The following is a 12,844-nucleotide window of genomic DNA, read 5'->3' as shown; positions in this document are numbered from 1 at the left end:
GACGCCAGGAGGACTCGGTTCACCGCGCGCGTCTCTCGCTTCTCAGCGGGCGACGGGTAGCTCATGCGTCCATCTCCTCCCGCATCCCGAGCGGGTCGTCGTCCTGGTCGTCCTCGACGCCAGCTGCGTCGCGGTCGGCGCGACGCTCGCGGAGGTGGTGGCCGGCGATGACCGCGCCGGCGGCGATGGCCGGCACGACCACGGGGAAGGGGTCGCCGACGATGGCGGAGGCGATGGTACTCCCGGAGATGCCGATCGTGCCGGTGAGCCCATAGCCCATGAGTCGATCCATCCTGATCACCCCAGGTAGCTGATGACGTAGTAGCCGGCCGCCTGGACCGCCAGGGAGACGAGACCGATGATGGGTTCGGCCTGGATGGCCGCGCGCAATCCGAGGATGTCCAGGCCGGTCCCGACGACGAGGATGATGGTCCCGATCATGACGTAGCTCTCAACGGTCGCCTGGCCCTTCGCGAGCGCCACGATGTCGGTGTCCACGTCGAAGTTCTTGCTCTGGCTGTCCATCCGGTTCGTCCCGTAGGCGCCGAGCAGCGACAGCAACGAGAGCACGAACGCGATGGTGATCTCGGTGCCGTCGAGCGTCCAGACGCTCGCCGAGAGCGCGTGTCCCATGATACTGATAGTCGCGATGCCAGCCGTCACTGCGGCCGACAGCGCGAAAACGGTGCCTGCAATCGCATCTTCCATGTCGATTTGTCCGAACATGAATCATCTAGCCGTCTCTATGACGACTACTCGACAAGCTCGTGGGGTTCAGTAAAAGTGAGGTAGTGGGCTTATTCGAAGTCTTTTAACTTGGACTGAGAATTCACTGGTTGCTTTAATTCCTTATAGAGTTGTTCTAAGAATAGAATCGGGATTAAATTTCCAACTCCGAAAAGGCCCATCATAATCAACTCAAGAAGTATTAGTTCTGGATGAGATAACATGAGAGAGAATACATTTGCGAAACTATTCAGGGCAGAGAAACCGTAGATACCGTCCAGAACACCGTAGAGTCGGTTCCAAACTGTAAGGAGGGCCACGTTATAGAGAACTATACCAAAATGATACAACAGAGATTTTGGGAAGATAGAATCTCTGGAATGAGATATCGCTGAATACTCGTCTACCTCGAAGAGCGGAAGCAATAGCCAGATGGGCACTGTCTAGTTGAGTCAGTTTGAGAAGTGAGCAGGTCGTTGAGTTAGTTGGTCAAGATGCTCGCAGACCTGCTCAGCGAGAGCTATGAACCGGATTTAGAAGAAACTTGGGAGAATGAGCGGACGGCGACGCCCGTCAGGGCGTTCGCCGTCCGCCTCCACCAAACCGGTTGTTCGCTCAGAGAAACAACAACGATTTTAGCTGAATTAGGCGTTCAACGCTCGCATGGCGCGGTCTGGAATTGGGTACATCGGCTAGCTGACAGCGGCTGCGACCCGCCGACGGCGCAGCCGTCAAGGGTCGCCGTCGACGAGACCGCTGTCAAAATTAACGGTGAGTGGTCTTGGCTGTATGCTGCAATAGACATCGAAACAAAGTTGATCCTTGATGTCGCGTTGTTTGGGCGGCATGGCACCGATCCAGCGGCTGCGTTTCTGCAGAAACTCCAAGAGAAACATGATCTCTCGGAGGCTGAGTTTCTCGTCGATCAATTCGGGTACCGGACTGCCCTTGCTCGATTAGGATTAAGCGGTCGGGTCAACTATACCGACCGAAACCGCATCGAGAAGTGGTTTCATACGCTCAAAATGCGGGTCGGCCGCTTCCATAACTCGTGGGTGGGCAGTCGGTCGAGCGTCCGCGAGTGGCTTGAACAGTTTATGCATTACTACAACCGCCACAGACCGCATCAAGCTCTCGATGGAAAGACGCCGATTGAGGAGCTTCAGAACTAGACAGTGCCGGGTAACGAAACCTGGATCCTGGCTCTCACAATCCGAACTATACCGTACCCTACGACCTGATGCATTTCCTTTGCTGAGTATATGTGTTCTGACTAATCGGTGAGAGTTTTCCGGACGCGATTCCAGATCGGTTACCGACTGCTAGAATTATACGATACGCTACTATTCTGAGTGACCCTGTTCCGGTGGCCGAGTAGGAGGAATCGCCTGCATCAGCGAGGCGCTGATTCGACTGCGTCGGTCAATCGAATCAGATTCCACACGTGTTGGAATCGAGCGACGAATTCAATCCTAGGTGCTGGATTAGCCGCGCGCCACATGCGAAGTGGATACACGATGGGCCGCCAATCAAACAAACGCCACAGCGCCGCAACCACACACCGATGTCGTCTGGCAACCCCACTGGAGTAGTCCCCAGGGCGGTCACTCTCTCTTGCCCATCGCTCGCTTGCCCGGTGGTTTTTCTCGGGGCACGAAGGGGTGCCCCCGATGACGAGAGACGACACGGAACGCGACAGAATCAACGCGTCCACGACGGACAGTACGAGGACGATCGAACTGTCAGCCGGCGGCTTCACGCCGGACACGGAAGTCATCACCGCGACCGGACCAACGCGAGTCTCGGAGCTCTCCGCTGGCGACTACGTCTACACCCTCGATCCGGTGACGCGACTGGCCAGGCTGAAACCAGTCACGGGCGTCCAGCGAGTCACCTACGACGGCGACCTCGTCGCAGTCGAGACGAACCGTTGTAATATACACGTCCATCCCGACCACCGAATGGTCTGCCGGACGATCGGTCAAGACGAACTGGCGATACGGACGGCCGAGACGATTGACGATTACGAACACTACAAGCTCGCCAACGAGTGGCGAACGATTTCCGGTGACCGACTTGCGGAAGTCGACATCACCGACCTTCTGGACGACTACGAGATGTGCGTCGAGGCCGACGTCCATGGGCACACCTTCCGACGGCGGCTCCCGGATGGGTGTGACCCAGTCCGACGGAACGGGACAGTCGGGTACTGCTTCGACCCCGAGACGTTCAAAACTCACCAGGACGCGATCGAGTCACTCCCAGCCGACGTGTCCATCCACGCCGGACTGAACCACCACCGTCGCCCGTACCGATTCGACGGCGACGACTTCGTCGAGTTCCTCGGCTGGTTCATCGCTGAAGGAAGCACGACCTGGCCGGATAGTAGCGACACTGTGCAAGTGCAGATCGCACAGCAAGACGAGACTCATCGCCAAGTGATAGCGGATCTGAGGGTGTCATAGAAAGCCTCACACACGAGGACGCAGGGTGTTGGAACTGTGTCTACGAGCGCCAGCACCCTGCAAGAAGAGGGTTCTATCGACGAGTTCTTCAATGTCGTGGCTACCGAGACGCTCGCGTTGTTCGAGCATCTTGAGTTCGACTTTTTCAGCGAGTTCGACGTGTTCGCCCCCGCTCGCCGGGGGCGAACACGAGACCACCACCCACCAGAACTCTTCCGAGCGTTCCTCCACTGCTACTACAAGGACATCTACGGCATTCGCCCGGTCACACGAGAACTCCAGAACACGGTCGTCTGGCTCAGCTGTGGCTTCGATCGACCGCCCTCAAGAGACGCGGTCGATCGCTTCCTCACCGACCTCGAACACGTCGTCGACGAAGTCTTCGACCACCTCGTCGAGCAGGCCGCCGCCCGCGGCCTGCTCGACATGACCTACCGAATCGATTCGACGGACGTGCGAGCGATGCCATCCGACCCAGATGCGTCGAAGAACTACGACCCAACCGCTGAGGAGTACTATTACGGCTACGGCTGTACGATCGTCTCAACCGGCGCAAAGATCCCGATTGCAGCCGAGTTCACCGAGAGCAAACAAGCCGCAGAAGAGACGGCGATGCGCGTCACCCGTGACGCGCTCGCCGTCGCCCAGCCGATCTGGATGCTCGGTGACAGCGCCTACGACACGCTCGACTGGCACGACCTCCTGCTGACCGCAGGAGTCGTGCCAATCGCCCCGTACAACCCGCGAAACACCGACGATCCGCTCAATATCAAGTACAGAGTCGAAGACCGCATCGAGAAACACAGTGACGAGATTCAGCTCAAACAGTCGATCCTAGACGAGACGTACAACCGCCGGAGTCAGGTCGAGCGAACGAACGATGCGGTCAAGGACTGCGGCCTCGGGACGCTACGCGCCCGAGGCCGCGTCCACGCCCGAGCGCAGGTGTTCCTTGCGCTCTGCGTTCGACTCGTCGTCGCCGTCACCAACTACGAACGAGGTGACAATCCGGGAAGCACCGTCATCACGGTATGAGATGGATTCTATGACACCCTCGATAGCGGGCTATCATCGCCACGAAGAAAAAGTGGAAGAGTACACTCCATACCTCCCGGCGTTTTCGGCTGCTGTCCTCATTATCATGGGCGTTGGGTTCATCATCGGAGTATTCTAACCCAATTACTGTCTCTGCAGGCTCGTTGTCTCACCGTGTTCAGGCGTACTGCCCTCTTAGACTACTTGGCGTCTCTACTCGAAAGGAGGACAGCATTGAGACGGCAGTATCCTGTACGAAAACGGTAGACCTGTTCGGTTTCGTCGTTTCCCTGTTGAGTTATGAAGGCCGCAGTCACCGGGTCGTCATCATGGTCTCCGCGTTCTGCATACGCGAGCGTGTAGTACCCCCGGTCAGCGACCTCGGTGGGGTCAGTTGTTATAACCGTCTCGCTGTCCTCCATGAACAGCCGGCGACCGTACATCACCTCGTAACGAGCCTCGACGAGTCCTTCATGGGTTGTCGGCGCGTCGGTCACTTTGAACAGGATCATCCGGTCCAGGCCAGTTGGGGCCGCACCACCATCGGCCTCGTGTAACGCGAGCCCCGCCCGGCTACGATATCGACGCCGAGCGTCGACGTGATTGCGGTCCCCGATGATACACCCGGCACCGTCTCAACCTCGACATCCGGGTTGAGCGCAGCGAGTGTCCGGCGGGGTGGCCAAACGCCGGGTAGCTCCTCGGTGCTACTAACAGTCTCCTATTATCGCCACCGCACGCGTTCAGAGGGACTTCTGTGAAAACGGTGTTCCACATTCCAGAACTACTAGTAGGCACTGAGACAGCGGAATCTTCCGGACTATCGCAGGTTGGGGCCGAGAATTCTAATATTGGGCGTGCCGACTATCATCTCCGGATTCGCGTTCTCTTAACCGAGGTGTTGAACGCAATAGCTGCTCAGTAGATGTGCGTATCGAACAGTGTATCCGATTAGCAGCAGCTATCCTGGTCGGGCATCCACTCACACGCATTGCCTGTCGTGAGGTCGTTTTCGTCGATGTAGGCCGAGAGACAAGCATAGTTACAGAAGTATGCAGGCGACCCACAGTTATCCTCACAGTCACGGACACAGATGGGGTCGTGGTCGAAAATTAACGAATCACAGTACACGCACGTCTCCTCCGCGTCGGGAGTGGCGATGGTCGTGGACATACTCGATATATGTGATGGACGACGGAAAGCGTTTCCTGAGGTAGCCGGTAGGTTCCTTCTCTGTACTGAGCAAACTAAACCCTACCAGTACGATAGAAATTCTACTAATAGGAGATCAGTGTGGTAAACGAATAGCCGTACAGGGACGTTGCAGGAAACGGTGTTCCATTCTCAGAATCTACTAGTAACTGTGTGTTTAGACCCGCTAGCCTGAACCAGACTGGCTGTTCGGAGTTCAGACATATCCTGTGATTCTGCGAGTCTGCTGAATACAGGTCGCGTATCGGTCATTGGGATTCGAGCATCAATTGGCGAGTCAAATTACTCAGTGGGGGCAGTCACTTGTTGGCGACGGAGAGCGCAAAGACGCGCAGAACCAGATCAATATCCATGATTCGCGTCCGGGCGCGTCACCCGCTCACCCAACGAGCCCGGATTTGTAGTCGTCGCAGTCATCGGACAGTTCATCTAACCGGGATTGCGGGGGGCGCAGCGTGAATTCCGTGCTACCGGCTGATTTCCCGTCTATTTTCGAGAGGTGGCCTTCAAGCAGTTCGTCCTTGACGACTTTCGTTGTCCCGACGAAATCCGACCTGGTGTAGTGAGACCGCTATCTTCGACCGTTCGGGGAGTGTCGAAAAAAGGTCGCGTGAGAGTTATCACGGCTTCGCTTCGAAGACCAGACTGGTCGGGGTCTCGGCCGCCCGGCGGAAGCGTGTGAGTCCGCCTTCGGTGACGACTTCCCGGGTTCGTTCCTCTCCCGCTTGGGCGCCGAGCCCGTAGCCGACCGCTTGACTGAGCGAATTCGGCGTACAGGCTACGGTCGAGATAGCGTATGCGAGGCGGCCAAACGGGGTGAAATTGTCTTCCACTAGATCCGCTGCGTAGGGTTCGACAAGCATCCACGTTCCGTCGTCGGTGAGCGTCTCTCGGACGTGAGCCGCGACACCGATGGGATCTCCCATGTCGTGGAAGCAATTGAACATCGTCACGAGGTCGTAGTCGGGTCCACTGTACTCTGATGCAGTCGCTACTTCGAAGCTGACGCGGTCCGCAACCCCTGCGGATTCTGCCCGTTCGCGTGCCACCGCGATAGAGGCTTCGTGATAGTCGATGCCGACGACGGTCGAGTTTGGATACGCTTCAGCCATGCGGAGCGTCGGCGCGCCGTGGCCACACCCGACGTCGGCGATCCGGCCGCCAGACTTCAGTGTCTCCTCTACGCCGTCGAGCGCAGCGATCCAGTCCAGGAGATAGGCCCCGTAGGACGGACCGAAGAACCGTTCAGTGCCGTGAAACACGTCCTCGTCGTGTTCGTGCCAGCCGATTCCGTCGCCGGTTCGGAACGCCTCGCGGAGTTCGGGTTCGATCTTGGCCGCGGACGCGACCAGCTGAAACGCCCCCGGCATGAACACCGGACTGTCCTTCGTGGCCAAGACGTACGCCTGCTCGGGCGAGAGATCGTATCGGTCGGTCTCGGGGTCGTACGTCACGTACCCACCGGCGGCCTGCGAGCGCAGCCACTCACGGACGTAGCGTTCTGCGGTAGCTGTGTTTCCGGCCAGCTCGGCGGACGTGACCGGCCCGTCCTCGTCCAGTGCCGTGTAGAGCCCGAGTTCGTCGCCGATGACGACCAGCGCGGCGTGGATCGTCGCACCGAGGTCGGTGAGCGATGTTTCGACGAGCTCGGACAGCTTCTGGTCGTCCATCGCGCCCACCTCCGTTCGGGTTTCTGTTGTCATGGTCTTCCCTACACCACTTGCAGGTGTTCACGTCGGAGTTCTTCCTCGGTGAAGTCCTTCCCGTGGCCCTCCTTCATGTGATTCTTGGCTAATTCGATCGCCTCCTGTTCGTTCTCCGATTGGATAATAAACCGGCAATCGTTCTCTGCGGCTTCACAATCGAGTTTGTGTGCAGTACTCATGGTTTTCACCCGGCGATTGACGTGGGGTGAACGAGTGTAAACACTCAATATTGTTCCTTGCTACCAACCACCACTAGTAGTTATATTGAAACGGCTATAGCGCTATGTACCGAAAGAACCCGGTTTGCCCTCCTGTGATAGAACAATACTCGACGATATGTGGGGGGATTCAGTGACAAGCGGGTATGCATCGTCGACCTTGTCGAGATCAGGGTAGAGTTCTAGACCGCTTCGAACCTCATTAGCAGACTAACGTACGAGGTCAGTCAAACATCTCCTCAGTAGTATAGCCGTTCACACCACTACTGTAGACCGCTTCGAGTGCCGGGTCGGCGTCCAGATTCCTGTCGGCTGCCTCGCCGATATTTAGCACGTGGCCGATCTCGTGGACCGCGGTCTAGCGCGCAACTGCTTGCCGAGCTTCAGTCCGACTGATCCCGAGTCGCTGTCCGGGCACTGGTCCAGTATCGAGCCCGTTCGTAAGAGCCGTTGGCGTACAGTGTGTCGTCGCGGTCAGACCACCAGCGTCGATACCCGCTTAGAGCGGATTGATGCAGTCGTATATGTGCTGGCTCTATACAGATGTTGAGTCCGGACCACTCAATGCATATGGTTTGCCGACACGTTGAGTCGCGTATTAGATATCTCCCACCCGATAGGTATTGCCACTGCGATTGGTGATCGTGAGTAAGTGACTTTGGTCACCCCGGCCCCCAGGACAGCCAAGACAATTTCGATCTCGTGGATCGAGAACGGACACCCGAGGGAAGAATGTAGGTTGGTAGTTAGCTGCACAGACCATAATAACAATACTGATAACAATATATGATTTTGATATTTCGGGCATCGATTAGAATCGTAGAGTCGTCCACAACTGGGTGCAGAAAGGCGATCTACACCTCGGCGATAGCGAATCGTGAACCAGGTTGCGGTTGACGAGAGTGAGATTCGGATCGGCGACCAGAATTATTGGCTGTACACTGCGATTGGATCGGCAAGAACCGATTTCCGCACGTTCGGCTCTTCTTGACACTTACCACGGCACTCACAGAAACCTTTCTCAGGAAACTCGGCAAATATGACGATGAACATGATGCCGAATTTCTCTATCCCCGAGTATTTTCGTCGTTCTCGGGATCTTCCGGCGGACATCGATCTGCTTTCTGTAACGATGGTCGAGACAATCCTTGAATCCTCGCTGGTGGGTGAATCGTTGCCATGGACGTCTTCTGCGATCGAGTGACGATAGCTGCCCAACGACGGCTTGTGACCGAGCGATATCCGTTTCCGTGAAGCAGGCGGTCTCGGTTTGTACATCCAATCCCTCTCGATTGATCCCTGATACGTATGGCAACCCCAGTATTGATACTAGAATTATGATGTGATTGTATAGACCTCGGATTTCCGAGATCGATCGTCTGCCATCGTCCCATCATGTATTCACTATCAACGTGCCACTTCTCGCCTTCTCGCTCGTTGTGATGAACGAGGGTTCGTGACTGTGGGGCTCGTGGAACTTGGTTCGGTCCGGAGGAACGCGCTCGTCAATCACCGGAAGCTGGGTATGGGTCTGATCGTAATTACACTAGTATATGTGTAATCAGGGGTTGGAACCGCGGGGAAGGCTACCTGGCCGAGTACGTGTCTACCTTCTACTTCGCGTGTTCGCACTTCTCAGGCCCACAATATTCACTATTGTTGAACCTCGGGTGGTCGTACCGACCAATAGGTTGGATTGCCTACTACCGACAGCGATGTATTGACGATCCGCTTCGGGTCAAACACCTGGTCGGCGTGTCTGTCAGCCTCAATCCTCTGTCTCTAGCTGTTTCACGGCGGACTATCGATTTTCATCTCACCGATGTGAGGGGCGGTTCATCAGTAGTTAACTGAAATCCTCTGTCGAGTCCTCCAGTTCGAATAGGCGAACCAGACCTGAAGCGGCCGTTGTCGAGGGACAGTGCCGTCCCTACAGATCAGATTTTCAGAGGGTCTGCAGGTCCCGTCTCCAGATGCTATCTCGTCTGTTACCTAGCGAGTCTTCCGCTGGCCAGCAAATGACTGCAGTCGAAAACGCTCGGCTGAATCCTTGGTTAAATTATTTTGAACTGATTTCACCTGAACTCATGAGTTTCGAGGATTCACGCGTCTCGTACTTCACTTCCCCAAAATAGTTTAATAGTAACACCCGTTTGGTGCACATCAATGGTCGAATCGAACTGGGGAGACTGGTTTGTCTCCCAAGAGATCGAGGCAGTAACGCCTGAATCGCTTTCTGTCTGGTACATGGGCTGTAACAGTTTTGTCGTCCGATCGAGCGAGACGACACTCTACATCGACCCGTATTTCGGCAACGGCGATCCACCGTGGACGATCCGGATGAACCCGGTCGCGATGGACCCCGATGACGCGACGATCTGTGATGGAGTTCTCGTCACCCACGAGCACTTGGATCACATGCATCCACCATCCTACCGTCCGATACTGGAGAATACAGGTGCGCATTTGTACACTCCACGTTCGGGATACCGAGACCCGGACTACGAGGGAGAGATACGCGGACCTGATGACCGGCGCCACGTCGTCGAACACGGTTCCTCGATCGAGTTCGGTGATCTCACAGTACACGTTCGGCGGACGAACGACCCCGACGCGATCGAGTCAGTCGGGTACGTCATCGAACACGAATCGGGGACCTTCTTCAATGCGGGCGACGCTCGGCCGGGCGAGGAGTTCGAAGCGATCGGAGAAGAGTTCGATATCGACGACGGAACGCTCGCGTTTGGCACCCGAGGGCACCTCTACGTGCCCGAAGACGATTGCTCCCGGCGAGTCGACTGGTATCAAGACGAAGACCAGGTCGTCGAGTCGGCAAATCAACTTCAGCTAGATCGGCTGCTCCCGTGTCACTACGACATGTGGAAAAACGTCGAAGCCGATCCGAAAGGACTGCACGATCACATCGCGTCGCATCCGTATCCGCGGACAATGGACGTGATTCGCGTCGGAGACCGAATTAACGTCGGCGAAAGCGGGATCGTACCCCTTCGCAGTATCTAACCCATACAGTCATGGAACCCGATACGACAGACGAGAGGAGTATCGACGTCCACCTTACGTTCTACGGCGACGATCTCACCGGATCGACCGACGTGATGGAGTCGCTCGCGTTGAACGGGATGCAGACAGTGTTATTCTTCGAGCCTCCGACCGAGGAGGACCTCGAAGCGTTCGAGAACGTGGACGCGATCGGGGTCGCCGGAACGAGTCGAAGCATGACGCCAGCGGAGATGGACGAGGCGCTCCCCCCCGTATTCGAGCAGTTGCGACAGTTCGATTCCGAACTGTTCCACTACAAAGTGTGCTCGACGTTCGACTCCGCGCCCGACGTGGGAAGCATCGGACACGCGATCGATCTGGGCACGAACGTATTCGCTTCGTCGACGGTTCCGATCGTCGTCGCGGCGCCCGACCTCCATCCACGTGGACGGTACGTCGCGTTCGGTAACCTGTTCGCGACAGTCGACGGAGAAACGTATCGTCTCGACCGCCATCCGACGATGAAAGACCATCCGGTAACGCCCATGGAGGAAGCCGACCTCCGGGAACATCTCGCCGAGCAGACGGCGAAAGACATCGGGCTCGTCGACCTCCTGGACATAGAGGGGGCGGAGTCAGGTTCTCCTCGGGATGCGTTTACGACGATACGGGACGACGCCGATGTCGTGTTCTTCGATACCGTGGCCGAGGAACATCAATCGACCGTCGGCGAACTCGTCTGGGAGTACTGCGTCAGCCGACCGGAAACGGTCTTCACCGTCGGCTCCTCCGGCCTCGAGTACGCGATTACCGACTACCTGCAAGCGACGGGCGACCTCGCCGAAACCCGTTCGACTGAGACGCTTCCGCAGGAGATCCCGACAGTGATCGTGTCGGGCAGCGCTTCGCCAGTCACGGCCGAACAGATCGACTGGGCGCTAGAGCACGGATTCGACGGGCACCGACTCGATTCGACCCGCCTGATCGATGACGCTGTCGCCGGAGACGAAAGACAGGCGGCCGTTCAGGCAGCCATCGAGAGTATCGACGCCGGTCGGAGCGTGATCCTCTATTCCGCTCGGGGGCCGAACGACGAGCGTATCGCCGAGACAGAAAAGAGAGCCGCGGAGTTGCAGCTAGACGAGACGGCAATCGGTTCACGCCTCGGCCGCGAACAGGGGGCGATCCTCCGCGAGGTCCTCGAACGGACCACCGTCGATCGAGTGTGTGTCGCCGGCGGGGACACGAGCGGGTACGCCGCCCCAGCGCTCGACGTCTACGCGCTCGAACTGCTGACGCCGTTGGCTCCCGGCGGTCCGCTCTGTCGAGCGTCTTCCGAGGACGACCGATTCGACGGGCTCGAAATCGCGCTCAAAGGCGGACAGGTCGGCCAGGCGGACTACTTCGGTCTCGTTCGAGACGGAGGCGAACTGGCCGGAGCGGAATAACCGCGGCTGGGATCGACCTCTAGCCGCGAGCAGTGAGTGGAGGCGATGCGCCCGAACACAATTATTATATTGGTCAACTCTCGTTCTCAAATAGAGTATGCCTGAGTCAGTCACAGTCATGGGTGCAGGCGGGAAGATGGGCTGTCGGATCGTCGACCAGATACGGGACGATCCCGCCTACGACGTGCGTTGTGTCGAACCGAGCGAGGAGGGACAGGAACGTCTGGCCGAACGGGGCGTCGACGCTTCCTCTCCAGACGAAGCGCTTGCGGGAACGGATGTCGTGATCATGGCCGTCCCCGACGAGCTGATCGGGGCGATTTCCGAGGACGTAGTCCCGAAGCTCGACTCCGGGGCCGTGGTAATCTTGCTGGACCCGGCGGCCGCGTACGCAGATGTCCTCCACGGCCGCGAAGACGTCACGTATTTCTTGACGCATCCGTGCCATCCGTCCTTCTTCACGGCCGATACAGACATGGACGACGATTCCCCCGATTGGTTCGGCGGGCAAGGTCGTGACGTTCAGGACATCGTCTGTGCACTCCATCAGGGCCCCGAAGACGACTACGCGAAAGGTGAGACGATCGCCAGGGACATCTACGCGCCCGTCCGGGACGCCCACCGCGTGACGACCGAACAGATGGCGATCCTCGAACCCGCCCTCGTCGAGACGCTCCTGGGCACGTGCCTCACCGTCCTACGAGAGGGCTACGAACACGTCGTCGAGATGGGCGTCCCCGAGGACGCCGCCCGGGAGATGCTGTTCGGCCACCTGCGTATCGAGTTCGGAATCATCTTCGGCTTCACGGACTTCCCGTTCTCCGACGGGGCGCAGCAGGCGATCAGGGAGGCGAAGTCGGAAATCTTCCGGTCCGACTGGGAAGACCGGGTCTTCGACGTCGAAAACGTCCAGGAGAGTACCGAGCGGATCGTGAGCAGCGATTGAGCGGCGGTTCCTCCGATTCGATCGGCGTGGCCAGTCACCTGTCGACTGCCGCGGATCGATCATCTCTCCCGTGTAGCGGCGCCCTGCT

General features: G+C 57.7%; 12 protein-coding genes. 6 read left to right on the top strand and 6 right to left on the bottom strand.

Annotation, left to right across the window (positions count from 1 at the left end; genetic code table 11):
* Window positions 1–61: 61 nt before the first annotated feature.
* Window positions 62–292, bottom strand: coding sequence for a hypothetical protein (locus PSC72_RS02870; RefSeq protein ID WP_274324391.1), 231 nt, complete (start codon window positions 290–292; stop codon window positions 62–64).
* Window positions 293–297: 5 nt separating this feature from the next.
* Complete coding sequence (locus PSC72_RS02865) at window positions 298–726, bottom strand: hypothetical protein (protein WP_274324390.1); 429 nt, start codon at window positions 724–726, stop codon at window positions 298–300.
* Between the two features lie 494 nt (window positions 727–1,220).
* Between PSC72_RS02865 and PSC72_RS02860 the strand changes: the two genes are divergently transcribed.
* The 3 genes from PSC72_RS02860 (at window position 1,221) to PSC72_RS02850 (ending at window position 4,226) form a co-directional block, all read left to right on the top strand.
* The gene (locus tag PSC72_RS02860; RefSeq protein WP_274322797.1) at window positions 1,221–1,898 is read left to right on the top strand and encodes an IS6 family transposase; all 678 of its coding nucleotides are present in this window, start codon (window positions 1,221–1,223) and stop codon (window positions 1,896–1,898) included.
* Window positions 1,899–2,396: 498 nt separating this feature from the next.
* Window positions 2,397–3,191: a Hint domain-containing protein gene (locus PSC72_RS02855; protein WP_274324389.1), complete on the top strand. Its 795-nt coding sequence runs from the start codon at window positions 2,397–2,399 to the stop codon at window positions 3,189–3,191.
* A 36-nt stretch (window positions 3,192–3,227) separates the two neighbouring features.
* Window positions 3,228–4,226 (top strand): transposase, encoded by a 999-nt coding sequence (locus PSC72_RS02850; RefSeq protein WP_274321708.1) that lies wholly within the window; start codon window positions 3,228–3,230, stop codon window positions 4,224–4,226.
* 200 nt (window positions 4,227–4,426) lie between these two features.
* Here PSC72_RS02850 and PSC72_RS25565 read toward each other — a convergent pair whose 3' ends face one another.
* The 4 genes from PSC72_RS25565 to PSC72_RS25560 all read right to left on the bottom strand — a co-directional run bounded on the left by PSC72_RS25565 (window position 4,427) and on the right by PSC72_RS25560 (window position 7,323).
* On the bottom strand, window positions 4,427–4,738 hold the full coding sequence (locus PSC72_RS25565) for an SAM-dependent methyltransferase (protein ID WP_382261110.1): 312 nt from the start codon (window positions 4,736–4,738) through the stop codon (window positions 4,427–4,429).
* A gap of 439 nt (window positions 4,739–5,177) precedes the next feature.
* Entirely contained in the window at window positions 5,178–5,399 is a 222-nt protein-coding gene (locus PSC72_RS02840) for a hypothetical protein (protein ID WP_274324388.1), read from the bottom strand.
* 659 nt (window positions 5,400–6,058) lie between these two features.
* Window positions 6,059–7,141 carry a class I SAM-dependent methyltransferase gene (locus PSC72_RS02835; RefSeq protein WP_274324387.1) on the bottom strand — a complete coding sequence of 361 codons (1,083 nt, stop codon included), beginning with the start codon at window positions 7,139–7,141 and terminating at the stop codon, window positions 6,059–6,061.
* A gap of 8 nt (window positions 7,142–7,149) precedes the next feature.
* Window positions 7,150–7,323, bottom strand: coding sequence for a DUF1059 domain-containing protein (locus PSC72_RS25560; RefSeq protein ID WP_382261108.1), 174 nt, complete (start codon window positions 7,321–7,323; stop codon window positions 7,150–7,152).
* 2,205 nt (window positions 7,324–9,528) lie between these two features.
* On the opposite strand from PSC72_RS25560, the gene PSC72_RS02830 reads away from it, so the two are divergent.
* The 3 genes from PSC72_RS02830 (at window position 9,529) to PSC72_RS02820 (ending at window position 12,756) form a co-directional block, all read left to right on the top strand.
* Complete coding sequence (locus tag PSC72_RS02830) at window positions 9,529–10,383, top strand: MBL fold metallo-hydrolase (protein WP_274324386.1); 855 nt, start codon at window positions 9,529–9,531, stop codon at window positions 10,381–10,383.
* A gap of 11 nt (window positions 10,384–10,394) precedes the next feature.
* Window positions 10,395–11,810, top strand: coding sequence for a four-carbon acid sugar kinase family protein (locus tag PSC72_RS02825; RefSeq protein ID WP_274324385.1), 1,416 nt, complete (start codon window positions 10,395–10,397; stop codon window positions 11,808–11,810).
* A 97-nt stretch (window positions 11,811–11,907) separates the two neighbouring features.
* Window positions 11,908–12,756: a phosphogluconate dehydrogenase C-terminal domain-containing protein gene (locus tag PSC72_RS02820; RefSeq protein WP_274324384.1), complete on the top strand. Its 849-nt coding sequence runs from the start codon at window positions 11,908–11,910 to the stop codon at window positions 12,754–12,756.
* The last annotated feature ends 88 nt before the right edge of the window (window positions 12,757–12,844 follow it).

Origin of the sequence: Halosimplex aquaticum, assembly GCF_028747785.1 — an archaeon.
GTDB classification, from domain to species: Archaea; Halobacteriota; Halobacteria; order Halobacteriales; family Haloarculaceae; genus Halosimplex; species Halosimplex aquaticum.
Note: the sequence above shows the minus strand (reverse complement) of the source record. Positions and strands in the feature narration are given on the sequence as shown.